Source organism: Streptomyces sp. NPDC047869 (assembly GCF_040704065.1).
Taxonomy (GTDB): domain Bacteria; phylum Actinomycetota; class Actinomycetes; order Streptomycetales; family Streptomycetaceae; genus Streptomyces.
On the sequence record NZ_JBEYRK010000036.1, the window covers coordinates 22,889 to 48,990 of the forward strand.

Annotated in this window: 26 protein-coding genes and 1 pseudogene; 7 read left to right on the plus strand and 20 right to left on the minus strand. The window is 72.0% G+C overall.

All coding sequences use genetic code 11. The features are described from left to right. Positions 1 to 135 precede the first annotated feature (135 nt). The 3 genes from pstC to pstB all read left to right on the plus strand — a co-directional run bounded on the left by pstC (position 136) and on the right by pstB (position 3,043). Positions 136 to 1,143: a phosphate ABC transporter permease subunit PstC gene (gene pstC / locus AB0924_RS32725; RefSeq protein WP_366913409.1), complete on the plus strand. Its 1,008-nt coding sequence runs from the start codon at positions 136 to 138 to the stop codon at positions 1,141 to 1,143. After that, a complete protein-coding gene (pstA, locus tag AB0924_RS32730) occupies positions 1,140 to 2,201 on the plus strand; it encodes a phosphate ABC transporter permease PstA (RefSeq protein WP_358937181.1) in 1,062 nt (353 codons plus the stop codon). Before pstC ends, pstA begins: the two co-directional genes overlap by 4 nt. A gap of 65 nt (positions 2,202 to 2,266) precedes the next feature. Continuing rightward, entirely contained in the window at positions 2,267 to 3,043 is a 777-nt protein-coding gene (gene pstB, locus AB0924_RS32735; RefSeq protein ID WP_358937179.1) for a phosphate ABC transporter ATP-binding protein PstB, read from the plus strand. Positions 3,044 to 3,154: 111 nt separating this feature from the next. On the opposite strand, the gene AB0924_RS32740 is transcribed toward pstB, so the two are convergent. Together AB0924_RS32740 and AB0924_RS32745 are read right to left on the minus strand one after the other, a co-directional pair. Then, complete coding sequence (locus tag AB0924_RS32740) at positions 3,155 to 4,153, minus strand: inorganic phosphate transporter (protein WP_358937177.1); 999 nt, start codon at positions 4,151 to 4,153, stop codon at positions 3,155 to 3,157. Positions 4,154 to 4,160: 7 nt separating this feature from the next. Beyond that, entirely contained in the window at positions 4,161 to 4,781 is a 621-nt protein-coding gene (locus AB0924_RS32745; RefSeq protein WP_030744448.1) for a DUF47 family protein, read from the minus strand. A gap of 206 nt (positions 4,782 to 4,987) precedes the next feature. On the opposite strand from AB0924_RS32745, the gene AB0924_RS32750 reads away from it, so the two are divergent. After that, complete coding sequence (locus tag AB0924_RS32750) at positions 4,988 to 5,293, plus strand: metal-sensitive transcriptional regulator (protein ID WP_358937174.1); 306 nt, start codon at positions 4,988 to 4,990, stop codon at positions 5,291 to 5,293. A gap of 19 nt (positions 5,294 to 5,312) precedes the next feature. Here the strand turns inward: AB0924_RS32750 and AB0924_RS32755 are convergent, their stop codons facing one another. Both AB0924_RS32755 and AB0924_RS32760 read right to left on the minus strand, forming a co-directional pair. Continuing rightward, a complete protein-coding gene (locus AB0924_RS32755) occupies positions 5,313 to 5,510 on the minus strand; it encodes a hypothetical protein (protein ID WP_358937172.1) in 198 nt (65 codons plus the stop codon). A gap of 92 nt (positions 5,511 to 5,602) precedes the next feature. Beyond that, entirely contained in the window at positions 5,603 to 6,496 is an 894-nt protein-coding gene (locus AB0924_RS32760; protein WP_366913410.1) for a hypothetical protein, read from the minus strand. 100 nt (positions 6,497 to 6,596) lie between these two features. Here AB0924_RS32760 and AB0924_RS32765 point away from each other — a divergent pair, with 100 nt between their 5' ends. After that, on the plus strand, positions 6,597 to 6,770 hold the full coding sequence (locus tag AB0924_RS32765; RefSeq protein ID WP_358937168.1) for a hypothetical protein: 174 nt from the start codon (positions 6,597 to 6,599) through the stop codon (positions 6,768 to 6,770). Positions 6,771 to 6,824: 54 nt separating this feature from the next. Here AB0924_RS32765 and AB0924_RS32770 read toward each other — a convergent pair whose 3' ends face one another. The 8 genes from AB0924_RS32770 to mshD form a co-directional block, all read right to left on the minus strand. Then, a complete protein-coding gene (locus tag AB0924_RS32770) occupies positions 6,825 to 7,238 on the minus strand; it encodes an NUDIX hydrolase (RefSeq protein WP_358937166.1) in 414 nt (137 codons plus the stop codon). A gap of 19 nt (positions 7,239 to 7,257) precedes the next feature. After that, positions 7,258 to 8,403: a CHAD domain-containing protein gene (locus tag AB0924_RS32775; protein WP_358937164.1), complete on the minus strand. Its 1,146-nt coding sequence runs from the start codon at positions 8,401 to 8,403 to the stop codon at positions 7,258 to 7,260. After that, on the minus strand, positions 8,384 to 10,738 hold the full coding sequence (locus AB0924_RS32780; RefSeq protein ID WP_358937162.1) for an RNA degradosome polyphosphate kinase: 2,355 nt from the start codon (positions 10,736 to 10,738) through the stop codon (positions 8,384 to 8,386). Before AB0924_RS32780 ends, AB0924_RS32775 begins: the two co-directional genes overlap by 20 nt. A gap of 125 nt (positions 10,739 to 10,863) precedes the next feature. Beyond that, complete coding sequence (locus AB0924_RS32785) at positions 10,864 to 11,721, minus strand: hypothetical protein (RefSeq protein ID WP_366913411.1); 858 nt, start codon at positions 11,719 to 11,721, stop codon at positions 10,864 to 10,866. Then, positions 11,718 to 12,743, minus strand: a complete 1,026-nt coding sequence (locus AB0924_RS32790) for an ABC transporter permease (RefSeq protein WP_358937158.1) — start codon at positions 12,741 to 12,743, stop codon at positions 11,718 to 11,720. Before AB0924_RS32790 ends, AB0924_RS32785 begins: the two co-directional genes overlap by 4 nt. Continuing rightward, complete coding sequence (locus AB0924_RS32795; RefSeq protein ID WP_366913412.1) at positions 12,740 to 13,636, minus strand: ABC transporter ATP-binding protein; 897 nt, start codon at positions 13,634 to 13,636, stop codon at positions 12,740 to 12,742. The genes AB0924_RS32790 and AB0924_RS32795 overlap by 4 nt, the downstream gene beginning before the upstream one ends. After that, the gene (locus tag AB0924_RS32800; RefSeq protein WP_351666146.1) at positions 13,633 to 14,019 is read right to left on the minus strand and encodes a GntR family transcriptional regulator; all 387 of its coding nucleotides are present in this window, start codon (positions 14,017 to 14,019) and stop codon (positions 13,633 to 13,635) included. Before AB0924_RS32800 ends, AB0924_RS32795 begins: the two co-directional genes overlap by 4 nt. A 113-nt stretch (positions 14,020 to 14,132) precedes the next feature. After that, positions 14,133 to 15,059 carry a mycothiol synthase gene (gene mshD, locus AB0924_RS32805; RefSeq protein WP_358937153.1) on the minus strand — a complete coding sequence of 309 codons (927 nt, stop codon included), beginning with the start codon at positions 15,057 to 15,059 and terminating at the stop codon, positions 14,133 to 14,135. A gap of 243 nt (positions 15,060 to 15,302) precedes the next feature. Here mshD and AB0924_RS32810 point away from each other — a divergent pair, with 243 nt between their 5' ends. Together AB0924_RS32810 and AB0924_RS32815 are read left to right on the plus strand one after the other, a co-directional pair. Then, positions 15,303 to 17,102: a bifunctional metallophosphatase/5'-nucleotidase gene (locus AB0924_RS32810; protein WP_366913413.1), complete on the plus strand. Its 1,800-nt coding sequence runs from the start codon at positions 15,303 to 15,305 to the stop codon at positions 17,100 to 17,102. A gap of 497 nt (positions 17,103 to 17,599) precedes the next feature. Next, a complete protein-coding gene (locus AB0924_RS32815; protein WP_366913414.1) occupies positions 17,600 to 19,396 on the plus strand; it encodes an ABC transporter ATP-binding protein in 1,797 nt (598 codons plus the stop codon). 17 nt (positions 19,397 to 19,413) lie between these two features. Here the strand turns inward: AB0924_RS32815 and AB0924_RS32820 are convergent, their stop codons facing one another. From AB0924_RS32820 to AB0924_RS32855, 8 genes and pseudogenes are all read right to left on the minus strand, one after another. Beyond that, positions 19,414 to 19,650 (minus strand): hypothetical protein, encoded by a 237-nt coding sequence (locus AB0924_RS32820; RefSeq protein WP_366913415.1) that lies wholly within the window; start codon positions 19,648 to 19,650, stop codon positions 19,414 to 19,416. Between the two features lie 8 nt (positions 19,651 to 19,658). After that, positions 19,659 to 20,214, minus strand: a pseudogene (locus AB0924_RS32825) (hypothetical protein); the annotation flags it as partial. 97 nt (positions 20,215 to 20,311) lie between these two features. Further along, on the minus strand, positions 20,312 to 21,793 hold the full coding sequence (locus AB0924_RS32830) for a HAMP domain-containing sensor histidine kinase (protein WP_366913416.1): 1,482 nt from the start codon (positions 21,791 to 21,793) through the stop codon (positions 20,312 to 20,314). Continuing rightward, positions 21,790 to 22,524: a response regulator transcription factor gene (locus AB0924_RS32835; RefSeq protein ID WP_366913417.1), complete on the minus strand. Its 735-nt coding sequence runs from the start codon at positions 22,522 to 22,524 to the stop codon at positions 21,790 to 21,792. The genes AB0924_RS32830 and AB0924_RS32835 overlap by 4 nt, the downstream gene beginning before the upstream one ends. Before the next feature lie 91 nt (positions 22,525 to 22,615). Beyond that, positions 22,616 to 22,870: a hypothetical protein gene (locus AB0924_RS32840; RefSeq protein ID WP_366913418.1), complete on the minus strand. Its 255-nt coding sequence runs from the start codon at positions 22,868 to 22,870 to the stop codon at positions 22,616 to 22,618. A gap of 31 nt (positions 22,871 to 22,901) precedes the next feature. Continuing rightward, the gene (locus tag AB0924_RS32845; RefSeq protein WP_366913419.1) at positions 22,902 to 23,960 is read right to left on the minus strand and encodes a trypsin-like peptidase domain-containing protein; all 1,059 of its coding nucleotides are present in this window, start codon (positions 23,958 to 23,960) and stop codon (positions 22,902 to 22,904) included. Between the two features lie 142 nt (positions 23,961 to 24,102). Then, complete coding sequence (locus AB0924_RS32850; RefSeq protein ID WP_358937137.1) at positions 24,103 to 25,128, minus strand: LacI family DNA-binding transcriptional regulator; 1,026 nt, start codon at positions 25,126 to 25,128, stop codon at positions 24,103 to 24,105. Between the two features lie 95 nt (positions 25,129 to 25,223). After that, on the minus strand, positions 25,224 to 26,003 hold the full coding sequence (locus AB0924_RS32855) for a response regulator transcription factor (protein ID WP_358937135.1): 780 nt from the start codon (positions 26,001 to 26,003) through the stop codon (positions 25,224 to 25,226). Positions 26,004 to 26,102: the final 99 nt, after the last annotated feature.

The following is a 26,102-nucleotide window of genomic DNA, read 5'->3' on the forward strand; positions in this document are numbered from 1 at the left end:
CTGAGTGCGGTCCGGCCCCCGCGGGGCCGGACCGCACCGTCCGGTGCACCGCCGCCCGGAGCCGCACCGCCCCCCCGACGGGCGTACGGCTCCACCGAGCCGCCCGTCGGGCGGCTCCGCAGACCGGAGAACCCGATGGACATATCGACGCACACAACCGACGCACTTCCCCCAAGTCCCGAGCCGACCCTGACCGAGCAGGCGCGCAGCGCCCGTGGCGCGACCCGCCCCGGTGACCGCGTCTTCCTCGGCCTGTCCCGTGGCTCGGGCATCCTGCTGCTGGTGATCATGGCCGCGATCGCGGTCTTCCTCACCTACCGCGCCTCGCTCGCGATCAGCAAGGACCACGGCAACTTCCTGACCACCTTCGAGTGGAACACCAACCTCACCCCGCCGGTCTTCGGCATCGCGGTGCTGGCCTTCGGCACGGTCGTCTCCTCGATCGTCGCCATGGTCATCGCGGTCCCGGTCTCGGTCGCCATCGCGCTGTTCATCACGCACTACGCGCCGCGCAGGCTGGCCGGCCCGGTCGCGTACGTGATCGACCTGCTCGCCGCAGTGCCGTCCATCGTGTACGGCCTGTGGGGCGCGCTGGTCCTCGTACCGCACATGACCGGCCTCTACGGCTGGCTGGACAAGTACCTGGGCTGGACCGGCGTCTTCGACTGGCAGGGCGGCGCCCCGCGCTCGATGCTCACCGTCGGCATCCTGCTGGCGATCATGATCCTGCCGATCATCACCAACGTGAGCCGTGAGGTCTTCCGGCAGGTCCCGCAGATGCACGAGGAGGCCGCGCTGGCCCTCGGCGCCACGCGCTGGGAGGTCATCCGCATGGCGGTGATCCCCTTCGGCCGCTCCGGCGTGATCTCCGCCTCGATGCTCGGCCTCGGCCGCGCCCTCGGCGAGACCATGGCCGTCGCCACCGTGCTCTCCCCGACCTTCGACATCCAGGCCAGCCTGCTCGACCCGGGCGGCGGCACCTTCGCCCAGAACATCGCCAGCAAGTTCAGCGAGGCGACGCAGGACGGCCGTGACGCGCTGATCGCCTCCGGTCTGATCCTGTTCGTCATCACCCTGCTGGTCAACGGTGCGGCCCGCGCGATCATCGCCCGCCGCAAGGAGTACTCGGGGGCCAACGCATGAGCACCGCCAGCCTCGCCGACAAGCGCGCCAGTTCGCTGCGCGGCGCGAGCCTGCCGAAGTGGTCCCCCTGGGCCATCGCCGCCGGGTCCCTCGTGGTCGCGGTGGGCATCGGCCTCGCCGCCGGCCTGGACAGCAAGGTCCAGTGGGGCCTGATCGCCGCGATCCTGTTCATCCTCGGCACGTTCGGCATCGCCGCCCGCGTCGAGGGCCGCCGCCAGGCGAAGGACCGCGTCGCGACCTCGCTCGTCTGGGTCGCCTTCCTGCTCGCCGTCGTCCCGCTGGTCTCCCTGATCTGGGTGACCGTGGCGCGCGGTGTGAAGGTCCTCGACCTCTACTTCCTGACCCACTCCATGGGGGTCGTCGCCGACTCCGAGCCGGGCGGCGGCATCTACGCCGCCATCATCGGCAGCCTGGAGCAGGTCGGCCTCGCCACCGTGATCGGCGCGCCGATCGGCATCCTCACCGCGATCTACCTGGTGGAGTACGGGCGCGGCAGGCTCGCCAAGTCCGTCACCTTCTTCGTCGACGTGATGACCGGCATCCCCTCGATCGTCGCGGGCCTGTTCATCCTCAGCCTGATGCTGATCTTCAAGATGCAGCCCTTCGGCTTCGCCGGCTCTCTCGCGCTGGCCATCCTGATGATGCCCGTCGTGGTCCGCTCCACCGAGGAGATGCTCAAGCTCGTACCGAACGAGCTGCGCGAGGCGTCGCTGGCGCTGGGCGTGCCGAAGTGGCGCACCATCCTCAAGGTGGTCCTGCCGACCTCGATCGGCGGCATCACCACCGGCGTCATGCTCGCCGTCGCCCGTATCGCGGGCGAGACCGCGCCGGTGCTGCTGCTGGTGTTCGGCAACCCGTTCATCAACAACAACCCCTTCGAGGGCGCGCAGTCGTCGCTGCCGCTGTACATCTACCAGCAGTACGCGCAGAGCGCCGGCGCCAATGCGGCGTACGACCGCGCGTGGGCGGCCTCGCTCACGCTGATCGCCTTCGTGATGATCCTCAACATGGTGGCCCGGGGCATCGCCCGCTGGAAGGCCCCGAAGACCGGTCGCTAAGGCATCGATTTGCGGCTACCGCCGCGTGGCGACCCCCTCAGCGACTGACTGGAAGTGAAGTAGTTATGGCCAAGCGAATCGACGTGAGCGGACTCACCGCTTACTACGGCTCCCACAAGGCGATCGAGGACATCTCGATGACGGTCGAGCCGCGCTCGGTGACGGCGTTCATCGGGCCGTCCGGCTGCGGCAAGTCGACGTTCCTGCGCACGCTGAACCGGATGCACGAGGTGACGTCCGGCGGCCGTGTCGAGGGCAAGGTGCTGCTGGACGACGAGGACCTGTACGGCGCCGGGATCGACCCGGTGTCGGTACGGCGCGAGGTCGGCATGGTGTTCCAGCGGCCGAACCCCTTCCCGACGATGTCGATCTTCGACAACGTGGCGGCGGGGCTGCGGCTCAACGGCAGCTACAAGAAGTCCGAGCTCGGCGACATCGTGGAGAAGTCGCTGAAGGGCGCGAACCTCTGGAACGAGGTCAAGGACCGGCTGAACAAGCCCGGCTCCGGCCTGTCCGGCGGCCAGCAGCAGCGCCTCTGCATCGCGCGGGCGATCGCCGTGGAGCCGAAGGTGCTGCTGATGGACGAGCCGTGCTCGGCCCTGGACCCGATCTCCACGCTCGCCATCGAGGACCTGATCGGTGAGCTGAAGGAGCGCTTCACGATCGTCATCGTGACGCACAACATGCAGCAGGCGGCCCGGGTGTCGGACCGTACGGCGTTCTTCAACCTGGCGGCGGTCGGCCAGCCCGGACGGCTGATCGAGATCGACGACACCGAGCGGATCTTCTCCAACCCGTCGGTACAGGCCACGGAGGACTACATCTCCGGGCGCTTCGGGTAATCCAGATCCCCTCGCGGTGCTGCATGGCGGTGCCACCGCGGGGACGCAAAAGGGCCCGCCCCCGGAATCCCGGGGGCGGGCCCAGTCGCGTCCGCCGTGCTGTCCGGCCCGCTAGAGGACGGTCAGGTTCACGATCCCGAAGGCCGCCGCGGCGACCAGGGCCGCCGCCGGCATGGTGATGAACCAGCCCAGGACGATGTTCTTGGCAACGCCCCAGCGCACCGCGTTCACCCGCTTCGTCGCGCCCACGCCCATGATCGCCGAGGTGATGACATGGGTGGTGGAGATCGGCGCCTTGAAGAGGAACGCCGTGGTGAACATGATCGACGCGCCCGTCGCCTCGGCCGCGAACCCCTGCGGCGGGTCAAGCTCGATGATCTTGCGGCCCAGCGTGCGCATGATCCGCCAGCCACCGGCGTACGTGCCCAGGGACAGCATCACGGCGCAGACGATCTTGACCCAGACCGGGATCGGGTCGCCGAAGGTCTCGTGGCCCGAGATGACCAGGGCCAGCACCACGACACCCATGGTCTTCTGGGCGTCCTGCAGACCGTGCCCGAGTGCCATCGCGGCCGCCGACACCGTCTGCGCGATACGGAAGCCCCGCTTGGCCTTGTGCGGGTTGGACCGGCGGAACAGCCACAGGATGGCCGTCATCACCAGGTAGCCGACGATCAGGCCGACGACCGGCGAGAGGAACATCGGGATGACGACCTTGTCCAGGACGCCGTTCCAGAGCACCTCGGTGCCGCCCGCGAGGGCCGCGCCGACCATGCCGCCGAAGAGGGCGTGCGAGGACGACGAGGGCAGGCCGAAGTACCAGGTCAGCAGGTTCCAGACGATGGCGCCGACCAGGGCGGCGAAGAGGATGGCCATCCCCTTCGAGCCCTGCGGTGTCTCGATCAGGCCCTCGCTGACGGTCTTGGCGACCCCGGAGCCCAGGAAGGCACCGGCGAGGTTCATCACCGCGGCCATGGCGAGCGCCGCCCGCGGGGTCAGCGCCCGCGTCGAGACCGAGGTCGCGATCGCGTTCGCGGAGTCGTGGAAGCCGTTCGTGTACGTGAAGAAGAGCGCGACCGCGACGGTCACGATCAGGGCGAAGGTGTCCATCGACGCCTCAGGACTCCTTGACGGCGATGGTCTCCACCGTGTTCGCCACGTGCTCGAACGCGTCCGCCGCCTCCTCGAGCACATCCACGATCTGCTTCAGCTTCAGCACCTCGATGGCGTCGTACTTGCCGTTGAAGAGGTGGGCCAGCAGCTTGCGGTGGATCTGGTCGGCCTGGTTCTCGAGCCGGTTGACCTCGATCCAGTACTCGGTGAGGTTGTCCATCGTGCGCAGGTTGGGCATCGCCTCGGCGGTCAGCTCGGCCGCCCTGGCCAGCACCTCGATCTGCTGCTCGACGCCCTTCGGCAGCTCCTCGACGTTGTAGAGGACGACCAGGTCGACGGCCTCCTCCATGAAGTCCATGATGTCGTCCAGGGAACCGGCGAGGGCGTAGATGTCCTCACGGTCGAAGGGCGTGATGAAGGAGGAGTTCAGCTGGTGGAAGATCGCGTGCGTGGCGTCGTCACCTGCGTGTTCCGCGGCCCGCATACGCTCTGCGATCTCGGCTCGGGCGGAAGCGTCCGCCCCGAGCAGTTCCATCAGGAGCTTCGAGCCCGTGACGATGTTGTCCGCGGAGGCGGCGAACATGTCGTAGAAGCTCGTCTCCCTGGGGGTCAGACGAAAGCGCACTTGGGGTCCTCTAGGTGCTTCGGTTTCGGTCAGGCTGATGCTAGGCGCAACATCCGGCCACGGCTATCGGGCCGTCTCCCAGTGTCGCCCATCGCTCGGATCGATCGGCACGGGGGCGTACCAAGGGCCCTCTACCCCGCGAAATTCGTTACCATATACCCAGTAGGGGTATGTATCCGCCGCTCGTCCCGACATGGAGGCCCGTGATGACGACGACCGAGGCCGGCGCCACGCACGGCTACCACAAGCAGAAGGACGAGCACCTCAAGCGGCTGCGCCGCATCGAGGGCCAGATCCGCGGCCTGCAGCGCATGGTCGACGAGGACACGTACTGCATCGACATACTCACCCAGGTGTCCGCCTCCACCAAGGCCCTGCAGTCCTTCGCCCTGCAACTGCTGGAGGAGCACCTGCGGCACTGTGTGGCGGACGCGGCCGTCAAGGGCGGCGACGAGATCGAGGCCAAGGTGGACGAGGCGACGAAGGCGATCGGCCGGCTGCTGCGTACCTGAGCCGGGCCCGCCGCGGGTCTCAGAGCCGGTCCCGGCTCCGGGGGCGATCGGCGGATTTCCGCTCCTCGGCCACCCGCAGCACCGCGTCGATGCTCTCCAGGCTCAGCCGGTCCTCGGCGGCCGAGGCGGCGATGATCAGCTCTCCGCACAGTTCGATCTCGTCGAGGGCCACGTGGTCCTGAACTGCCGTACCGCCGAGCGGAGCCACGTGCGTCACCTCGTCTCTGCCGTCACCGACTTCCTAGAGTAGGCAGCGCTCCACACACCGCGCATGGCACGGACGGGCTAGTTCGGCAGGTGCGTCACTGACTAGTGCCCTGACTGGATCTCGCCCCCGGCGCCGGCGCCCCCGCCGGCCCCGCTCTCGGCGATACGGCCCGCGTAGATGTCCGCCGGGCTGGGCAGCCGTACGTCGACGGGGGTGCCGAACCCGAACAGCCGCGTGGTCGAGGCGACCGCCACCGGTGTCTTCTCGAGGCCGTTGACGAAGCTGAAGCGCTGGCGCAGCTTGCGGATGCGGCCCTGGTCGTCCAGATAGACGTCGAACGGCACCTCCGCCGTGGCGAACCCCTTCGCGGCCGCGGCCAGGGACGCCCGGTTGTCCACCGAGGCGTTCGCCGACGCGCGGGACAGGTCCGCCGTGCCCCGGTAGTGCCGCACCGGGGTCCCGCCCACCTCGGCCTTCCCCATGTACGTCGCCGTGCGCGTCCCGCGCAGCACCTCCGCCGCCGCGTACGGGTCGGTGGCGCCGCCGGTGACGAGGTTGCCGTCGGACAGGCCCGCGGTCTCCACCCGTACCCACTTGTCGGCGGGCACGCCCGCGCCCCGGTTCTTCATGAACAGGGCACCGGGTGCGAGGAGCTCGGTGATGGGCCGGTGCTCGGAGGTGCCCGCCGGGTCCTCCGGGAGCACCACGGTCAGCTCTCCGAGCCGGCGCCGGAAGTCGTAGCCGCCCCGGCCGCGGATGGTGACCCGGGTGCCGCCGGTCGCCATCTCCATGGACGTGGTGGCCTTGGAGCTGCCCGTCTCGCGCAGGGTGTCGGCGGCCCGCCGCAGCACGGCCACCGGGTCACCGCCGGCGCCGTGCGCACCCTCGGCGGCGGCCCGGTCACCGGTGCACCCGGTGGCGGCCGCCCCTAGCCCGAGCATGACTCCCACCGCGAGGGCGGTCCTTCCCACTCGCCTGTACTGCCGCCGATCCATCGCGTGAAACCCCCAGCCGGTAGGTCCGTCACGGGCCCCCTGTCTTCCCGGTTAACGACCGGTAGGGAGCACCGTCACGCGCTGCCGTACCGTTGTCACCGTGGTGCAGCAGGACGGGCCGGGGCGAGCCCGGCAGGGGCAGGAACACCTCACGACGACGACCGAGCAGGGCCGCTTCTGCGTGGCCCGCTGCAGCTGCGGCTGGCGCGGCCCGGCCCGCCGGGCCCGCAGCCTCGCCAGAGCGGACGCCCAGGCACACGCGGAGGTGGAGTGAAGCGGCCGTCCCGGCCTTCTCGGCCGTCCCCTCCCGGCCTCGCCGGGCGCCCCGTCAGCGGTGCTCGAAGCGCCGGGTGAGGGCGTCGACGAGGTCGCGGTCGCGTGGCTGGGTCAGCCGGTGGCGGGCCTCCGCGGGGGAGAGCCACAGGATCCGGTCCACCTCGTCGTTCGGCGCGAAGGCTCCCGCGGTGGCCTCGGCCGCCCAGTAACGCACCCGCTTGGGACGGCCGTTGGCCAGATAGCTCAGGGTCGGCAGCTCGGATCCGGGCTCGGCCGTGTACCCGGTCTCCTCCGCGACCTCGCGCAGGGCGCCGGTGAGCGCGTCCTCGCCCCGCTTCAGCTTGCCCTTCGGGTGGGACCAGTCGTCGTACTTGGGCCGGTGGACCAGGCAGAGTTCCAGACCGCCGGCCGCCGGCGAGCGGCGCCACAGGACGCAGCCGGCCGCCTGGACCGTGGTGTCGTTCACATCGCCTCCTCGCGGGGGTTCAGGACGCGCCGACCGGCTGCCTCTGCCAGGCCTGCTGGAAGGCGAACCTGGCCGCTTCCACCTCGTGCCGCTGGTCGGCGTGGAGCACGCCGAGGGCGTACGCCGTCGCCGGGGTGATGCGGGGGGTGCGAGCGGCCTGGGCCGCCGCGGCCGCAGCCTCCGAGGCGTCCCGGTGCCGGTTCAGCGACTGGCCGGCCGTCAGCAGCCTCACGTCGGCGGGGGAGTTGCCGCCGTGCAGCACCTCACGGGCGTAGCGGTGCAGGCGCAGCAGCAGGCGGACCTGGTGCCAGGGGCCGTCCTGGGGGTGCGGGGACGGGTCCGGGGACAGGCCGTGGACCAGGGCCTCCGCGTTGTAGGGGTGGCCGGCGGTGAGCAGCGGGAGCGCGGTGACGGCCTGGGTGAGGCGTTCCTCGGCCGCGGCGGCGAGGGGGTGCAGCGCGGTGCCGGGCGCGTCGGGGGTGAGCGGGACCTCGCTCGCCAGTAAGGCCACTTTGTCGGCGACCGCGTGGAAGCGGGAGGAGCCGAGGGCCTGCAGGGCCGTGGAGTGGGCCCGGGTCCGGGCGAGGGTGAGCTGGCGTTCCAGCAGGGCCCCCGCCTTGGCCGCGCCGACCGTCAGGTTGCCGCGTTCCGGGGCGGGTGCCGGCCGGGCGGGGCCGCCGGTGTGGGGCGGCGCGTTCAGTGGGACGGGTGCCGTCCCCGTGCCGCGACCGCCCGCGGCCGCGCCGGCCCCGTCGGCCAGGGCGCCGGCGGCCACCGCGGCCACGGGCTGGGCCGGCAGCGCCGCGGTGCCCGAGAGCCGGTTCAGGGCCTGCAGCAGCCGTTCCAGCCGGGCCTCGTAGGCGTGCTCCAGTTTCAGGGTGCCCGACAGCCAGGCCAGTTCCGGGCGCAGCTCCTCGGACCAGTCCGGGTCGAGCAGCGGGCGGAAGGTGTGCAGGCTGGCGCTGATGCGGCGGGCCGAGCGGCGCAGCAGCAGCGCCGCGTCGACGGACTCCTCCGCGCCGCCCGCGGTGACGCCGCCGGTCTCCCGGTGCGTGCGCAGCGCGCGGAGGAACTCCGTGGCCCGGGCGCGGAGGTAGCCCGCGAGGGCCTCCCCGGTCACCGCCTGGGCCGTGGGGTCCGTCGGGTCAAGGTGTCGCTGTGCCACGCCGGCGCCTCCGGGCGTCTATGAGCATCTCCTGGACGTTGCGCAGTGGCTGTCCGTCCGCGTCGGTCGCGTGCCGGGTCCACTCGCCGTCGGGGCCGAGGTGCCAGGAGGCGGTGGTGTCGGACATGCCGGTGTCGAGCAGCCTGTTCATGGCCGCCCGGTGGCCGGGGTCGGTGACCCGGACGAGGGCCTCGATCCGGCGGTCGAGGTTGCGGTGCATCATGTCGGCGCTGCCGATCCACACCTCGGGTTCGCCGCCGTTGCCGAAGGCGAACACCCGGGAGTGCTCGAGGAAGCGGCCGAGGATGGAGCGGACCCGGATGTTCTCCGACAGGCCCGCGACGCCGGGGCGGACGGCGCAGATGCCGCGCACCCACACGTCCACCGGCACGCCGGCCTGGGAGGCGCGGTAGAGCGCGTCGATGACCGCCTCGTCGACCATCGAGTTGACCTTGACGCGTACGAAGGCGGGGCGGCCGGCCCGGTGGTGCTGGACCTCCTTGTCGATGCGCGCTATCAGGCCGTCGCGCAGCGACTTGGGGGCGACGAGGAGGCGGCGGTAGGTCTCCCGGCGGGAGTAGCCGGACAGCCGGTTGAAGAGGTCGGAGAGGTCCGCGCCGACCTGCGGGTCGGCGGTGAGCAGGCCGAGGTCCTCATACAGCCGGGCCGTCTTCGGGTGGTAGTTGCCGGTGCCGACGTGGCTGTAGCGGCGGAGGGTGTCCCCCTCCTGACGGACCACCAGGGACAGCTTGCAGTGCGTCTTCAGGCCGACCAGGCCGTACACCACGTGGCAGCCGGCCTCCTCCAGCTTGCGCGCCCACTTGATGTTGGCGTGCTCGTCGAAGCGGGCCTTGATCTCGACCAGCACGAGGACCTGCTTGCCGGACTCGGCGGCGTCGATGAGCGCGTCGACTATCGGGGAGTCGCCGGAGGTGCGGTACAGGGTCTGCTTGATCGCCAGCACGTCCGGGTCGCCGGCCGCCTGCTCCAGGAAGGCCTGCACGGAGGTGGAGAAGGAGTCGTACGGGTGGTGCAGCAGCACGTCCCGGGCGCGCAGGGCGGCGAAGATGTCCGGTGCGGACGCCGACTCCACCTCGGCCAGGTCGCGGTGGGTGCCCGCGACGAACTTCGGGTACTTCAGCTCCGGCCGGTCGAGGCTGTGGATGCGGAAGAGGCCGGTGAGGTCCAGTGGGCCCGGCAGCGGGTACACCTCGGCCTCGGAGATCTTCAGCTCGCGGACCAGCAGGTCCAGCACCTCGCGGTCGATGGACTCCTCGACCTCGAGGCGCACCGGCGGTCCGAAGCGGCGCCGCATGAGCTCCTTCTCCAGCGCCTGGAGCAGGTTCTCGGCGTCGTCCTCCTCGACCTCGAGGTCCTCGTTGCGGGTGAGCCGGAAGGCGTGGTGCTCCAGCACCTCCATGCCCGGGAACAGCTCCTCCAGGTGCGCGGCGATGACGTCCTCGAGCGGGACGTAGCGGCCCGGCGCGGCCTCCAGGAAGCGGGACAGCAGCGGCGGCACCTTCACGCGCGCGAAGTGCTTGTGGCCGCTGACCGGGTTGCGTACGACGACGGCCAGGTTCAGGGACAGGCCGGAGATGTACGGGAACGGGTGCGCCGGGTCGACGGCCAGCGGGGTCAGCACGGGGAAGATCTGGTGCCGGAAGAGCGTGAAGAGGCGTGCCTGCTCCTTCTCGGCCAGTTCGTTCCAGCGGACCAGGTGGATGCCCTCGTCGGCGAGCGCGGGGGCGACGTCCTCGTGGTAGCAGGCGGCGTGCCGGGCCATCAGCTCGCGTGAGCGGGCCCAGATCATCTCCAGCACCTCGCGCGGCTGGAGGCCGGACGCGGAGCGGGTGGCGACACCGGTGGCGATGCGGCGCTTCAGGCCGGCCACCCGGACCATGAAGAACTCGTCCAGGTTGCTGGCGAAGATCGCCAGGAAGTTTGCGCGCTCCAGCAGGGGGGTGTTCGGGTCCTCGGCCAGTTCCAGGACGCGCTCGTTGAAGGCGAGCCAGCTGCGCTCCCGGTCGAGGAAACGACCCTGGGGCAGCGGTGCCCCGTCGCTCTGCGCCTCTTCGTAGGCGTCGAGGTCGGCGTCGAGGTCGGGTTCCAGGTCGGAAACGGTCGCGGCGACGGTATGGGGCCGGTGCGCGGCGATGGAGCCCACGGAGGGCTGCGTGTGCTGGACCTCTGCCTGGGTGTCTTGCTGACTCATGACACCATTCTTCCGCGCCACGCGCGAGACAGGCGCGTCGGAACGTGCGGGCGGGAGCGTCACGGCCCCGTTCCCCGCGAGCCCCTCGGGGGGCGGCGAAGGCTCTGGCACGGCGGGCTTCATTGGCCGAGCGTCGCAAGCCAGTCTGAATCGATGGTTACGGAGACATGACGTCCCGGATATCGAGGGGCGGCCCCCGGGTGTGCGTCCCTCCCCCCGTGGAAGGGACGCGCACCCGGGGGGCCGGCTCAGGCGGCCCGGCGGCGCAGCACCAGGAAGGCGGCCGTCGTCACCAGCGCGGTCAGGGCCAGCACGACGCCCGTCTCCACCAGGTGCAGGGGCCAGAAGTGGGACGCGGGGTGGTAGACGGCGAAATAGCCGTCGGCGTTCCGTCCGGTGTTCCCCTGCCAGGCGCTCTCGGGCAGCACGAACGGCTTCGGCGAGGTACGGGTCACCGCCGGCCACAGGTAGGGGCGGCAGCCGTCCACCACGAAGTGGACCAGCCACATCACGGCGCACGTGGTGCCGAGCGCGGCCAGGGTGCGCCGCAGCAGCAGCGCGGTGAGGGTGCCGACCGCCAGGGCGCACAGGCCGTACGCGACGGTGAGCGGGCCCAGGGCCGCGAAGACGTCGACGGAGGTCCAGTCGTCGGTGGCCAGCAGGTCCGCGTTGGCCGCCCGGCCCCAGCGGTACACCCCCACCAGGACCAGGCCGCCGGCCGTGACGGCCAGGGCCGGGAGGACGAGCTTCGCGGTCAGCCAGCGGACCGGGGTGACGCCCTGTGTCCAGGCCAGGTTCGCGGTGCCGGTCTCCAGTTCGCGGCCGATCAGGGCACCGCCCGCGAACGCGGCGACAGCGAGGAAGCTGTAGCAGACGAGGGTGGAGATCCAGCCGGCCGGCACGCTGTAGTCGAGGCGGCTGAAGAAGTCCGTGCAGGTGTGGGTGCGCCGGCAGACCGCCTCGTCCTGCCGCGCGCGGCCGGCGGTGACCTCGTTCAGCCACACCAGCCAGCCGGTCAGGGCGGTGACGGCGGCGGCCCACACCAGCAGGGCGGTGCGGTGCAGCCGCAGCACGGTGCGGGGCAGGCCCTGGAGGGCGGCGCTCACGCGGCGGCCCCCCGTCCGGCCCTCGGTGACCCGGACAGGCGCCTGAGCACGCCGAACGCGGCCAGGGTGGCCAGGGCGGCCAGGGCCAGCACGAAGGCGCTGGTGGTGAGCTGGAGCGGCCAGTAGTGGGAGGCGGGGTGGTAGGTGTGGAACCAGCCGACGGCGCCGTGCTCACGGAACTCCCGCGCGCATCCTTCCGTGGTGGCCGCGTAGCACTCGGGCTCGGGGATGTGCGCGCCGCCGCGGGTGACCAGGCCCTTGGCGACCTCCACGCCGGAGTAGGGGGCGGCGTAGCCGTCTTCGAGGCCGGTCACGCGGGTGACGGCCGGCCACAGGCGCGGCATGAGCCACTGCGCCAGACCCCAGATTCCGGCGGTGAGGACGACGGAGACGGCGAGTGCGGGCAGGGCACGGCCCAGGGCCAGGCCGGTGAGGGCGCCGGCGGCGAGGGCGGCCAGGGCGAGGGCGACGGTGGTGGGGCCGTTGGTGTGGAAGGTCCAGAAGTCGGACCAGTTCTTGGCGGTGTCGACGCGGCCGTCGGCGGCCGACCAGGCCCGGTGGTGCAGGAACACCAGCAGGGTCGTGCCCGCGGCGACCGCGGCGGCGGGCAGGGCCAGCCTGGTGGTCAGCCAGCGGACGGGGGTGATGCCCTGGGTCCAGGCGAGGCGGGCGGTGCCGGACTCCAGTTCGCGGCCGGTGAGGGCGGCGCCGGCCCAGCCGGCCACGAGGAACGGCAGCGCGGCGAGGGACAGCGTGAGGTAGTTGTAGACATCCTTGTAGCGCAGGATCGCGTCCTGGGCGTAGGGGCACTTCTCGGACCACTCGCAGGCGTTGTACTGCCGCCAGCCCTCCGCGGCCGCGTCGGTGAGCGGTCCGGCGAGCCACAGCAGCAGGGCGGCGCCGAGGACCACCAGAGCGGTCCAGACGACGAGCGCGGGGCGGTGCAGGCGCAGCAGCCAGCGGGCCGTCCGGGGCCGCGCCGCGGGGGCCCGGACGGTGGCCGGGGCGGTCGCGGCGGTCATGCGGCGCTCTCCTCGGTCGCGGCCGGTGCGGTGGTCAGGGCGGGGGCCTGCGGGTTGCGCAGGTGGGCGAGGACCAGTTCCTCCAGGGTGGGCGCCGAGGCGTGCCAGTCGCCGCCGAGCGGGCCGGCCGGGCGGATCAGCGCGGTCCGCTGGCGGCCGGTGACCCGGTCCTCGACCACGGTGTGCGTGTCCAGGCCCGCCTTCCCGGCGGGCCCGCTGACCCGCAGGTGGGCGGCGAGCAGGTCGTCGATCTCGCCGGCCAGCCGGACCCGGCCGTCGCCGACCAGCAGCAGGTGGTCGCAGGAGTCCTCCAGCTCGGCCACCACGTGCGAGGACATCACGATCGTGGTGCCGTACTGGGCGGCCTCGGCCATCAGGGTGCCCATCAGCTCGTGCCGGGCGAGCGGGTCGAGGTCGGCCATCGGCTCGTCCAGGAGCAGCAGTTCGGGGCGCTTGCCGAGGGCGAGGGCGAGCGCGACCCGGGTGCGCTGGCCGCCGGACAGCGACCGTATGCGGGCCTTGGGGTCGAGCGGACCGGCGGCCACGATCCGGCCGGCGGTCTCCGCGTCCCAGTGCTCGGGGTTGAGGTCGGCGCCCATGAGCAGCGTCTCGGCGACCGTGAGCTGCGGGTACAGCGGCTTGTCCTGGGCGACGTAGCCCACCCGGGCGCGGGCCGCGGCGGGTGTGGTGCCGAGCACCGTCAGCCGGCCCTCGGTGGGCGGGAGCAGTCCCGCGGCGAGGGCGAGAAGCGTCGACTTGCCGGCGCCGTTGGGCCCGACGACGGCGCACACCCGCCCGGTGGGCAGCCGGAAGCCGCAGTCGCGCAGCGCCCGGCCTCCCCTGCGCCCGAAGCGCTTGCCGAGGCCGGTGGCCTCCAGAGCCGTGTCGCTCATGAACGTTCTCCCTGGAAGTGCTTGTCGAGTACGGCGGTGAAGAGGGCCGCCACGTCGTCCCGGTCCAGGCCCGCCTCGGCGGCCCTCGCCGTCCACTGCTCCAGCTCCGCCCGCAGGGGGGAGTCGGCCGGGGCGGCGCCCAGTGAGCGCCGTACGAAGGTGCCGAGTCCGCGCCGCGCCTCGACCAGGCCCTCCCGCTCCAGCTCGCGGTAGGCCTTGAGGACGGTGTTGGGGTTGATGGCGGTGGCCTCGACGACCTCGCGGGCCGTCGGCAGCCGGTCCCCCGGGCGCAGCAGGCCCAGCCGGAGGGCCTGTTTGGTCTGCTGGACGATCTGGACGTAGGTGGCGACCCCGCTGTGCCGGTCGATGCGGTATTCGACCACGCGTTGAACACCCTTTCACTAATTGAGTAGTGAAAGGGTGGTGCAAGAGAGGGGTGGCCGTCAAGCCGGCCACCCCCGGGGACCGCGCGGGCGCTTCCGTGCGCCCCGGTATGTCAGGTTTCCGTGCGGTACATCAGGTCGGTCTCGTACGTCGTGAAGCCCAGCCGCTCGTACACCGCGACCGCCGCCTTGTTGTCGGCGTCGACGTACAGCATGGCCGTCGGCAGCCCCTGCGCCGCCAGGTGCCGCAGGCCGGTCAGGGTCAGGGCCTTGCCGAGCCCGCCGCCCTGCTCGCCCGGCCGGACCCCCAGCACGTACACCTCGCCGAGCCCCTCCTCGGCGTGCACCTTGGTCCAGTGGAAGCCCACCAGCTCCCCGCGCCGCTCCGCCAGGAAGAAACCGGCCGGGTCGAACCACGGCAGGGCCTTGCGGTCGTCCAGGTCGCGCTGGGTCAGCGAGCCCTGCTCGGGGTGGTGCGCGAACGCGGCCGCGTTGACCGCGAGCCAGGCCGCGTCGTCCTTGCCGGGCACGAAGGCCCGCACGCTCACGCCCTCCGGCAGCACCGGCTCCGACAGCTCCGGGTCGGTCAACGGCCGCCGCATCTGGCGCAGTTCGCGGAACAGAGTCAGGCCGAGCACCTGGGCGAGGTGACGGGCGGCGGAGTGGCCGCCGTGCGCCCACACCCGCAGCCGCTTGCCCGAGGCGGCGAGCATCGCCGAGCCCAGCGCCCGGCCGTGCCCGTGCCCGCGGTGCGCCGGGTGGACGACCAGTTCGGCGGCCGGCGCCTCCACCGGGTCGGTGTCCTCCAGCTGGCCGTACCCCACCAGTTCGCCCCCGGCGGTCAGCAGCAGGTGCGAGACGCCCTCGCGCGGGCCCCCGCGGAGCTGCAGCCGGCCCTGCTCGGACACCGGCTGCTGCCCGTCGACGCGGGCGGCCTCGGCGAGCAGTCCGAGCACGGCCTCGGCCTGGTCCGGGTCGAGCGCGGAGCGGGTCTCGAGGGAACGGGAGGGGACCGGCCGTACGGAGTCGTCGCTGCTCATGCGTACGAGGGTACGGGGCCGCCGGAGCGAAGTCCCGGTACCGCGGAGCGGAGGAGTCCCGGTACCGCGGAGGGGTGGGGTCCCGCTTCCGCGGAGAACGGAAGTCCCGGTGGAGCGAGGGGAGAAGGACGGCAAAGGGAAACCAGGACGTAACCACGAACCCCCTGTCGCGCTACGCGCGTTGACCTTAGGCTGCGCGGCGAACGGGGGCCACGCGCCCCAGCCGACCCACAGGGGGGTTTCATGTCAGCCGCACCCCGGCGCACCAGACGCAGGACCTACGGCCTCCTCGCCACCACCGCCGCGCTCGCCACGGCCGCCGGCCTCGCCGCCGCCCTGCCCGCGCAGGCGCACACCGGCAAGGACGGCCACGAGCACGGCCGTTCCAGCCGCTACCAGGACGTCCAGCTCCTGTCCTTCAACGACCTGCACGGCAACCTGGAGCCCCCGTCCGGCTCCTCCGGCCGGGTCACCGAACTCCAGCCCGACGGCACGACGAAGACGATCGACGCGGGCGGCGCCGAGTACCTCGCCACCCATCTGCGTCAGGCCCGCCAGGGCCACCCGTACTCCATCACCGCGGCCGGCGGCGACATGGTCGGCGCCTCCCCGCTGCTGTCCGGGCTCTTCCACGACGAGCCGACCATCGAGGCGCTCAACAAGCTCAAGCTGGACGTCACCTCGGTCGGCAACCACGAGTTCGACGAGGGCGCGAGGGAACTGGCCCGCCTGCAGAACGGCGGCTGCCACCCCACGGACGGCTGCTACGGCGACAAGGAGTTCGAGGGCGCCGACTTCCCGTACCTCACCGCCAACGTCCTGGACGACAGGACGGACCGTCCGCTCCTCAAGCCCTACTGGGTCTGGAAGAAGAGGGACGTCAAGATCGGCTTCATCGGCGTCACGCTGGAGGGGACCCCGGACATCGTCTCCGCCGACGGCGTCAAGGGCCTGAAGTTCAAGGACGAGACCGAGACGATCAACAAGTACGCCAAGGTGCTCCAGCGCCAGGGCGTCCAGTCGATCGTGGCCCTGATCCACGAGGGCGGCTTCCCGGCCTCCGGCTCCTACAACTACGACTGCGACTCCGCGGGCGCGGGCTCGGGCATCTCCGGCCCGATCGTGGACATCGCCAAGAACGTCACGCCGGCCGTCGACGCGCTCGTCACCGGCCACACCCACAACGCCTACGTCTGCACGATCCCCGACCCGTCGGGCCGGCCCCGCATGGTCACCTCGGCGTCCTCCTTCGGCCGTCTGTACACGGACACCACGCTCACCTACGACCACCGCACCGGCGACATCGTGCGCACGGCCGTGAAGTCGGCGAACCACGTGGTCTCCCGGGACGTCCCCAAGGCGGCGGACATGACCGGTCTGATCTCGAAGTGGAACACCCTGGCCGCCCCGATCGGCAACCGGCCCATCGGCTACATCTCCGGTGACATCAACAACACCGGCACCGAGTCCCCCATGGGTGACCTCATCGCCGACGCGCAACTCGCCCACGGCAAGCAGCTGGACCCGAAGACCAGCCTCGCCCTGATGAACCCGGGCGGCGTGCGCGCGGGCCTGACCTACGCGGCCAAGGGCGCCGAGGGCGACGGGGTCGTCACCTACGCCGAGGGCTTCACCGTCCAGCCCTTCGCCAACACCGTGAACCTCCAGGACTTCACCGGTGCCCAGCTGATCCAGGTACTGAAGGAGCAGGTGAGCGGCCCCAACGCGGCGGCCCCGAAGATCCTGCAGCCGTCGGCCGGACTCACCTACACGCTCGACATGACCAAGTCCGGGGCGGACCGCGTGGTCACCGACTCCATCCGGCTGAACGGCGCCGCCATCGACCCGGCGGCCACCTACCGCGTCGCCACCAACAGCTTCCTGGCGGGCGGCGGCGACGGCTTCCCCACCCTCGGGCAGGGCACGAACGACCTGGTCGGCAGCGACGACCTGGCCGCGCTGGCGCAGTACCTGACGGCCACCTCCTCGGCCACGAGCCCGATCGCGCCGCCGAAGGCGGACCGCATCTCGATCACGCAGTAGCCGCTGTGCGCCGGGACGCCTGTCGTCCCGTAATTTCTGTGTGAATGCTCCATCGGTTCCGGAATGACCCTGAGAATTTATCTCAGGGTCATTTCATTGAGGTCTCAGCGAAATTGACATTTCCGCGCTTTCGGCTGCCGTAATGTTTTCCATGTCGAAAGCGAACGGCGCTCGAGACACCGAACCGACAAGAAAGGTGAAGCACATGAGCTTCCACAAGATCGCCCCGGTGAAGAAGACCCGCAAGCCCGCTCCGCAGCCGGTGCACCAGAAGAAGGGCCCGAAGAAGCCCGCTCCGAAGCGCCCTGTCGGCCACAAGTAAGGGCCTTGTGAATGCCGGTGTGATCCGGCGGTAAAAGCAAGCTGAGTCCAGCCGGTGAAAAAGCTGGGTTCAGTACACAGGAACCCGTTGAGGCGGGGCCACCGAAAACCGCGTGGTCGGACGGTGGCCCCGCCTCGGCCGTGCCCGGACGCGGTTCTGGAAGAGGGAGTCGACGATGTCGAGGGAAGCCCGCGAGGCCTTCCACCGGTTCTGGCCGCTGACCCGCGGCGACCGCGGGTGGCTGGCGCTGATCGTGGTCTGCGTGGTCGTCGCCGCGCTCGCCGAGACAGCCGCGATCCTGCTGTTCTCCCGGCTGACGGACCACGCCCTGAAGGCCGGCTCGCTCGCCGCCTTCTGGGGGCCGGCCGGCGCCTGGCTGGGCGTGGCCGTGCTCGCCGCGCTCGCCGGCTACCTCGGCAACTCGCTGGCCACCTGGACCGCCGAGAGATTCGTACTGCGGCTGCGCGCGGCCGTCTTCCGGCATGTGCAGGACCTGCCCCCGCACTTCTTCCAGCGGCACCGGCGGGGCGACCTCGTCGAACGGCTCACCGGAGACGTGGAGTCCATCGAGCAGCTCGTGGTCTCCGGGATCGTGGGCGCCGTCTCGGCCGGTTTCTCCGCCGTCTTCTACGCCTGTGCCGCCCTGTGGCTGCGCTGGGACCTGGCGCTGGCCACCTTCGTCCTCGCGCCCCTGTTCCTGCTCGCCGCCCGCCGCTTCTCCGGCCGGATCCAGCAGGCGTCCCGGGACGAGCGGACCGCCGACGGCGCCATCACCGCCGTGGTGGCGGAGTCCCTGGGCAACATCGTGCTCACCCAGGCGTACAACCGGCAGCCGGACGAGGCACGGCGGCTCGACCACGAGGCCCGCGCCTGGCTGCGGGCCAGTGTGCGCGGGGCCCGGCTGAGCGAGCTGTACGAGCAGTTCGTCGAGGTCGTCGAGACGCTGTGCGTGCTGGCGGTGATCGGGCTCGGGGCGTGGGAGATCTCGGCGGGCCGGATGAGCCTCGGTCAGCTCCTGGCCTTCGCCGCCTTCCTCGGCCATCTGTATCCGCCGGTCCGCAGCCTGGGCGGGCTCGGTCTGACGGTGACCGCGGCCACCGCGGGCGCGCGGCGCATCGGGGAGATCCTGGACGCCGAGCCCGCCGTCACCGACCCCGACCGCCCGGTGGCCGCCTGGCCGGTGCGCGGCCGGATCGGCTTCGACGGCGTCTCCTTCCGCCACCCGGACGCCTCCCGCCCCGCCCTGCGGGACATCAGCTGCACCGCCGGACCGGGCGAACTGGTCCTCGTCACCGGCCCGAGCGGCGCCGGGAAGTCCACCCTCGCGGGGCTGCTCACCCGCTTCCACGACCCCTCGGCCGGTGTGGTCCGCCTGGACGGCGTCCCGCTCACCGACGTGCCCCTGAACTTCCTGCGCGAGCAGATCGCCCTGCTGCCGCAGCAGACGCTGATCCTCGGCGGCACCGTCCGCGAGAACATCGGCTGCGGCCGGCCCGGCGCGAGTGACACCGAGATCGAGCGGGCGGCCCGGGACGCGGCGGCGCACGACTTCATCACCGCGCTGCCGGACGGCTACGACACCCGCCTCGCCCCCGGCACCTCCGCCCTGTCCGGCGGCCAGCTCCAGCGCATCGCCATCGCCCGCGCGATGCTCCGTGCCGCCCCGGTGCTCGTCCTGGACGAGCCCACGGCGGGCCTGGACGCGGTGGCCGCCCGCCAGGTGGTGCGGCCGCTGCGCCGGCTGATGGCGGGGCGCACCACCCTCATGATCACCCACGACCTGAGCCTCGCCCCCGACGCGGACCGCGTCCTGGTCCTCGACCACGGCCGCCTGGTCGAGGCGGGGACGCACACGGAACTGCTGGCGTACGGCGGCGTCTACGCCCGGCTCGCCGGCCCCCTGCCGGCGACCGCGGCCGGACCGGACACGGCGGCGGGCACAGCCGACGACACGCTGATCCTCAGGCGGTAGCCGCCCGCCTCGGGCCGCTACCGCTCCTGCTCGCGGAGCCGGCGCGGCACCTGGGCCTCCCAGCGCCAGTGCAGCAGGGCGGCGAAGACACCCAGCGGGGTCCACGGCACCAGGCCGAGCGCGGACGCGTGTTCGACGGCGGACATCAGCACCGCCCACACCAGGAAGCCGCCCACCTGGGCGAACAAGCCCCCGGCGGCCGCCCGTTCCCAGGCCTTGCGGTGCCCCGCCCGGCGCAGGATCAGCGCCTCCACCGCGGGCCGCCGCTCCCATCCTCCAGGTAGTTGTTGTAGAGGTGCGCGTGGGCCACGTTGTCGGCTGACGGGTTGACGCTGCGCGGTCTCGCGGATCCAGTTGTGGTGGATGGTGAGGTCGGCGGTGACGTTGTCGGTCCAGCCGATGGCGAAGGCCTTGTTGTCCTGGCCGCGCTTGTTCCAGGAGACCGTCAGGATGGTCTTGTCCGACCGGACCTTGATCTCCTTGCCGACGGGGTCCACGGTGATCGCCGCGGCGACCACGATGATGTAGGGCTTGTCGGCGGTCGCGTACCTCTCCAGGTCGGCGAGCGTCTCCACGGTGACGATCTCGCCGCCCCGGCCACCGTAGGTCCCGTTCTGCCCGAGGGCGTTGACCGAGGCGAAGCCGTCGGCGGCGGCGGTGGCCCAGGCGGGCGGGGCGGCGGCCGCGGCGGACGCCCTCGGCTGGCCGCCGGGCCCGAGCAGCCCGTAGGTGGGGACGCCGGCCGCGGTCAGCACCAGCGGCAGTCCGGCGGCGACGGCCCTGCGGCGCCGGCGGTGACGGGGGGTGTGGGGGGTCATGGACGACTCCGGTCCCGTAGGAGGTGTGAGCGTCCTCAAGTCGCCGCGCGGCCGGGAAAGGTTGCCCCCTCGCCCGGCATGCCCGGGTACCGAAGGCCTACACCGTCTCCGGGGGAGCCGTGGCCGCGCCCGGCAGGCGGATCGTGGCGGTCGTGCCGCCGCCCTCCGCCCGGGTCAGGGAGACCTCGCCGCCCGCCTGCCGGACCGTGCGGGCCACGATGGACAGGCCGAGGCCGGAGCCCGGCAGGGCACGGGCGCTGGGCGAGCGCCAGAAGCGGTCGAAGACGTGCGGGAGTTCGTCGGCGGGGATGCCGGGGCCGTGGTCACGGACCGTCAGGACTCCCCCGGCCAGCCGCACCTCGACGGTGCCGCCCTCCGGGCTGAACTTCACCGCGTTGTCGAGGACGTTGACCACCGCCCGCTCCAGCGCCGAGGGCTCCACGCGGACGTACCAGGGCTCCAGGTCCGCCGTGATGGTCAGTTCGGGGCCGCGCAGGCGGGCCCGGCGCAGCGCCGCCTCGACCCTGTCCTGGAAGGACACCACCTGGACGCGCTCACCCCGCTGGCCCTCCGAACGGGACAGCTCCTGCAGGTCGCCGATCAGCGCGGCCAGTTCCGTCATCTGCGCCTTCACGGAGGCGAGTAGCGCCTTGCGGTCCTCCGGGGGCAGCGGGCGGCCCGTCTCCTCGCTGCGGGTGAGCAGCTCGATGTTCGTGCGCAGCGAGGTGAGCGGGGTGCGCAGCTCGTGGCCGGCGTCCGCGATGAGCTGCTGCTGGAGGTCGCGGGAGCCGGCCAGCGCGGTGGTCATCGAGTTGAAGGAGCGCGACAGCCGCGCCACCTCGTCGTCGCTGTCGTCGTCGACGGGGATGCGGATGCCCAGGTCCTCGGTCCGGGCCACGTGCTCGACGGCCTGCGTGAGCTTGTCGACCGGGCGCAGCCCCGCCCGGGCCACCGCGAGTCCCGCGGCGCCGGCCCCGATGACCCCGATGCCGGAGACGAGGAGCAGGATCAGGGCGAGGTCCTTCAGCGTGTCCTGGGTGTTCTTCAGCGGTATGGCGACCATCAGGGCCGTGTTGGGGTACATCTGGGGCTGTGTCCCGGGGCCCGGGCTGAACGTGAGCGGCTGGGTCAGCACCCGCACCGCGTTGCCCTCGGAGTCGGTGCCGTCGCGCAGGGTGCCGTCGTGCAGCAGCCCGTCGTGGGCGTCCGCCTTGGCGATGACGTCGGTGTCGGCGGAGGTGGTCTTCACCCGGCCCGCGGAGTTGGAGGACACACAGGCGGTGCCGTTCTGCTTCACGAGCTGGATGTAGTAGTAGTTGCCGTGGGCGTGGAAGTCGCCGAGTCCGGCGTCTCCGGGCGTCTGCGGGCACGACTCCAGCGTGGAGACGATGTTCACCAGCCGCTGCGGCTCCGCGACCTTCTGCAGATCGGCGTCGACCTGGTCGTACAGCTTGCGCTCCACGATGAACCAGCAGGTCACCGAGACCGCCGCCACCGCGAACGCCACCGCCGCCGCGACCAGCATCGCCAGCCGGGCCCGGATCGGCAGCGCCCGGTAGCGGCGCGCCAGCCGGCTCACTCCGCGCCGCCCTGCCGCAGTACGTACCCCACGCCCCGGACGGTGTGCACCAGCCGCGGCTCGCCGCCCGCCTCGGTCTTGCGGCGCAGGTACATGACGTAGACGTCCAGCGAGTTGGAGGAGGGCTCGAAGTCGAAGCCCCAGACGGCCTTCAGGATCTGCTCGCGGGTGAGGACCTGGCGCGGGTGGGCCATGAACATCTCCAGGAGCGTGAACTCCGTGCGGGTCAGTTCCACCTGCCGGCCGCCCCGGGTGACCTCCCGGGTGGCGAGGTCCATGCGCAGGTCGCCGAAGGTCAGCGCCTCGTCCGCCTGGACCTCGCCCGACACGTCGGCCGCGTACGAGCTGCGCCGCAGCAGCGCGCGGATACGGGCGAACAGCTCGTCCAGCTCGAAGGGCTTGACCAGGTAGTCGTCGGCCCCGGCGTCCAGCCCCGTCACCCGGTCGCCCACCGTGTCGCGGGCCGTGAGCATGAGGATCGGGGTGGTGTCCCCGGCGCCGCGGATCCGGCGGGCCGCGGTCAGGCCGTCCATGCGGGGCATCTGGATGTCCAGCACCACCAGGTCCGGCCGGTACGCGGCGGCCTTCTCCAGGGCGTCCGCGCCGTCGACCGCGACCTCGGTGCCGTAGCCCTCGAAGGCGAGGCTGCGCTGCAGTGCCTCGCGCACGGCGGGCTCGTCGTCGACGATCAGGATGCGCTGGGGGTCACGGTCGCCTTCGGCGGGGCTCATCGCTCGCGGTTCCTCAGGGTGCGGTGGGTCGGGTGGACGGGGTGCCTCTCAGCCTCGCACGCCCGGGAGCCGTGGGGCACGCACGCCGGGCTCAGGAGCCCAGCACGCTCAGGCCGCGTGCCGAGCTCAGCTGGTGCACCGCGTTCAGCCGGCGCAGCGGCACCTTGCGGCGGTGCGGACGGTCGGCGGAGGTGCGCAGGCCCATCAGCTCCGGGGCCGGCACGGCGACCTCCGGGACACGGGGGCGGACGGCGGGCGCGTGCAACTCGTGCGCCACCGCCAGGGGGAGGGTGAGGACGGCCGGGCCGGTGGCGGTGACGTCACTGTGCGAGACCTGAGTGATCATGACGTGCTCCCTACTGTGCCGGGTGGGTCGTTCAGCTGGTCGAGCCGGCCCGCAGCTTGGCGAGGTCGGACTTGACGGTGTTGACGGGGATCGCGAAGCCGAGCCCGACGCTGCCCGCGTCCGAGGACGAGGAGGCCTGCGAACTCGACGAGTACATCGCGGAGTTGATGCCGATGACATGGCCGCTCGCGTCGATCAGCGCGCCGCCGGAGTTGCCGGGGTTCAGCGAGGCGTCGGTCTGGAGCGCCTTGTAGGTCGTCGTGGACGAGCCGGTGTCGCCGTTGAACTGGCGGCCGCCGAACTGGAACGGCCACTGGCCGTCGTCACCCTGGCCCTGGTTCTGGCCCTGGCTCTCGTCGGTGGAGACGGTCACGTCCCGGTCGAGCGCGGAGACGATGCCGCTGGTGACGGTGCCGGTCAGGCCCTCGGGGGAGCCGATCGCGACGACCGAGTCGCCGACCTGGACGTCGGAGGAGTCGCCCAGCGCGGCGGCCGTCAGCCCGGAGGCCCCCCGCAGCTTGATCAGCGCGAGGTCCTTGGAGCTGTCGGTGCCGACGACGTCGGCGGTGTAGCTCTTGCCGTCGCTGGTGCGCACCTTGATCGAGGAGGCGCCGGAGACGACGTGGTTGTTGGTGACGATCTCGCCGCCGGACGTGATGACCACACCGGAGCCGGTGGACGAGCCGCTGCTGAGGGTCGCCTGGATCTCGACGACGCTCGGGCTCACGGCCGAGGCGATCGCGGCGACGTCGCCCTTCTTGCTCGAGGGGACCACGGTGGTCGTGGTACCGGCTGAGGCGACCGTGCCCTTGCCGGTCAGTTCCTGGAAGGCGTAGGCGGTGCCGCCGCCGACCGCGGCCGCGACGATGGCCACGGCGGCGAGCAGCGCCATCGGTCCCCGGGTGCGCCGCTCGGCCGGTCCGGCGCCCGGCTCGGTGCCCGGCGCCGTGACCGTGGCCGCCGCGGGCTCGTACGGCGGCGGGGGCGGCCACTCGGGGTTCACGGGAGCGGAGTGGACGTGCTGCTGGGCGTACGCGCCCTCGTGGCCCTGGTACTCGTACTCGCCGCTGCGGCGGATGCTCTCGGTCATGACAATGAGCATGTCCCGCGACCATGAGAGCCGCCTGAGTGCTCCCTGAGAAGCCCGGCAGAACCTCGTTTGCCCGGTATAAAGACGCTTCTCGTCGCCTGGAGCGGGCTCTCACCCGCCTCTCAGGGACGCGCCGGAGCCCTCAGTGCGAGCAGCCGCAGGACGTGCGCACCACCAGCCGCGACGGGAACGTCTTCAGCCGCTCGCGCCGGGACCCGGCCACCCGCAGTCCGTCGTCCAGCACGAGGTCCACCGCCGACCGGGCCATCGCCGAGCGGTCCGAGGCGACCGTGGTCAGCGGCGGGTCGGCGAGCGCCGCCTCCTTGATGTCGTCGAACCCGGCCACCGCCAGCTCGCCCGGCACGTCGATGCGCAGCTCGCGCGCGGCCCGCAGCAGGCCGATCGCCTGGTCGTCGGTGGAGCAGAAGAAGGCGGGCGGACGGTCCGGGCCGGAGAGCACGTCGAGGGCCACCCGGTAGGCGTCGTAGCGGTTGTACGGAGCCTCGTAGAGACGGCCCTCGGTGGGGATGCCCGCCTCGGCCATCGCCCGCTTCCAGCCCTCGACGTGGTCCGAGACCGGGTCGCCGACGGCCGGCGTCTGTGCCGTACCGCCCATACAGGCCACGTACTCGTAGCCGTGCTCCAGCAGGTGGCGCACGGCGAGCTGGGCGCCGCCCAGGTCGTCGGTGACGACGGCGACGTCGTCGATCGCCTCCGGGCGCTCGTGCAGCAGCACCACCCGGGCGTCCCAGGCGTCGATCTCGGCGGCGGCCAGGTCGTTCAGGGCGTGCGAGACCAGGATGAGGCCGGAAACCCGCATGCCGAGGAACGCCCGCAGATAGTGGACCTCGCGCTCGGCGATGTAGTCGGTGTTGCCGACCAGGACCATCTTCCCGCGCTCGGAGGCGGCCTGTTCGACCGCGTGCGCCATCTCCCCGAAGAAGGGCTGGCGGGCGTCCGGGATGATCAGGCCTATCAGGTCCGTCCGGCGCGAGGCCATCGCCTGGGCGACCCGGTCGGGCCGGTACCCCAGTTCCTTGATCGCCGCGAGGACACGCTCGCGCGTGGCCGGGGCGACCGGCCGGGGTCCGTTGTTGATGACGTAACTGACGACGGCGGTGGAGGTCCCAGCCAGCCGTGCCACATCATCGCGAGTCACCTTCGCCACGCGCGGAGTCTACGCGGATTGACCCGCTCTGGGCAGGGCGTATCACATCCCGGCCGCGGGCCGGTCGCGCGCCGCCCGGCCCGGCCGCGCCCGCGCTACACGTCCGCGTGGATCTCGGCGGCGTCGAGCGCGGCCGAGGTGTCCGCATCGTCCGCCTTCGCCCGGCCCGTCTTGGCCTTGTTCTCGTCGGCCGAGCGGTCGCCCTTCTCAGGGGTGACGAAGCGGTAGCCGACGTTGCGGACGGTCCCGATCAGCGACTCGTGCTCCGGGCCGAGCTTGGCGCGCAGCCGCCGTACGTGCACGTCGACCGTGCGGGTGCCGCCGAAGTAGTCGTAGCCCCACACCTCCTGCAGCAGCTGGGCGCGGGTGAAGACCCGGCCGGGGTGCTGCGCGAGGTACTTGAGCAGCTCGAACTCCTTGAAGGTCAGGTCCAGGACCCGGCCCTTGAGCTTGGCGGAGTAGGTCGCCTCGTCCACGGAGAGGTCGCCGTTGCGGATCTCCATGGGGGAGTCGTCGTTGACGATCTGCTGCCGGCCCATGGCGAGCCGGAGACGGGCCTCGACCTCGGCCGGGCCGGCGGTGTCGAGCAGTACGTCGTCGACGCCCCAGTCGGCGGTGACGGCCGCGAGGCCGCCCTCGGTGACGACGAGGAGCAGGGGACAGCCGGGGCCGGTGGAGCGCAGGAGCTGGCACAGGCTGCGCACCTGCGGCAGGTCGCGGCGCCCGTCGATGAGGATGACGTCGGCGCCCGGGGTGTCGACGAGGGCGGGGCCCTCGGCAGGGGCCACCCGCACGTTGTGCAGCAGCAGGCCCAGCGCGGGGAGCACCTCCGTCGACGGCTGGAGGGCGTTGGTCAGGAGCAGCAGAGAACTCATACGTCTGGTTCCTCCTCGGTCCCTGCGAGCGGTACGGAACTGCTCTGCGATCCCGAAAGGCCCCGTACACCCGCGGTCTCCCGCTTCGTATACAACGCT

What these genes read in the sequence shown, in the direction of transcription:
- pstC (WP_366913409.1), top strand. Translation starts at nt 136, where the DNA reads ATGGACATATCGACGCACACAACCGACGCACTTCCCCCAAGTCCCGAG.
- pstA (WP_358937181.1), top strand. Translation starts at nt 1,140, where the DNA reads ATGAGCACCGCCAGCCTCGCCGACAAGCGCGCCAGTTCGCTGCGCGGC.
- pstB (WP_358937179.1), top strand. Translation starts at nt 2,267, where the DNA reads ATGGCCAAGCGAATCGACGTGAGCGGACTCACCGCTTACTACGGCTCC.
- AB0924_RS32740 (WP_358937177.1), bottom strand. Translation starts at nt 4,153, where the DNA reads ATGGACACCTTCGCCCTGATCGTGACCGTCGCGGTCGCGCTCTTCTTC.
- AB0924_RS32750 (WP_358937174.1), top strand. Translation starts at nt 4,988, where the DNA reads ATGACGACGACCGAGGCCGGCGCCACGCACGGCTACCACAAGCAGAAG.
- AB0924_RS32760 (WP_366913410.1), bottom strand. Translation starts at nt 6,496, where the DNA reads ATGGATCGGCGGCAGTACAGGCGAGTGGGAAGGACCGCCCTCGCGGTG.
- AB0924_RS32780 (WP_358937162.1), bottom strand. Translation starts at nt 10,738, where the DNA reads ATGAAGCCCGCCGTGCCAGAGCCTTCGCCGCCCCCCGAGGGGCTCGCG.
- AB0924_RS32790 (WP_358937158.1), bottom strand. Translation starts at nt 12,743, where the DNA reads ATGACCGCCGCGACCGCCCCGGCCACCGTCCGGGCCCCCGCGGCGCGG.
- AB0924_RS32795 (WP_366913412.1), bottom strand. Translation starts at nt 13,636, where the DNA reads ATGAGCGACACGGCTCTGGAGGCCACCGGCCTCGGCAAGCGCTTCGGG.
- mshD (WP_358937153.1), bottom strand. Translation starts at nt 15,059, where the DNA reads ATGAGCAGCGACGACTCCGTACGGCCGGTCCCCTCCCGTTCCCTCGAG.
- AB0924_RS32810 (WP_366913413.1), top strand. Translation starts at nt 15,303, where the DNA reads ATGTCAGCCGCACCCCGGCGCACCAGACGCAGGACCTACGGCCTCCTC.
- AB0924_RS32815 (WP_366913414.1), top strand. Translation starts at nt 17,600, where the DNA reads ATGTCGAGGGAAGCCCGCGAGGCCTTCCACCGGTTCTGGCCGCTGACC.
- AB0924_RS32835 (WP_366913417.1), bottom strand. Translation starts at nt 22,524, where the DNA reads ATGAGCCCCGCCGAAGGCGACCGTGACCCCCAGCGCATCCTGATCGTC.
- AB0924_RS32840 (WP_366913418.1), bottom strand. Translation starts at nt 22,870, where the DNA reads ATGATCACTCAGGTCTCGCACAGTGACGTCACCGCCACCGGCCCGGCC.
- AB0924_RS32845 (WP_366913419.1), bottom strand. Translation starts at nt 23,960, where the DNA reads ATGACCGAGAGCATCCGCCGCAGCGGCGAGTACGAGTACCAGGGCCAC.
- AB0924_RS32855 (WP_358937135.1), bottom strand. Translation starts at nt 26,003, where the DNA reads ATGAGTTCTCTGCTGCTCCTGACCAACGCCCTCCAGCCGTCGACGGAG.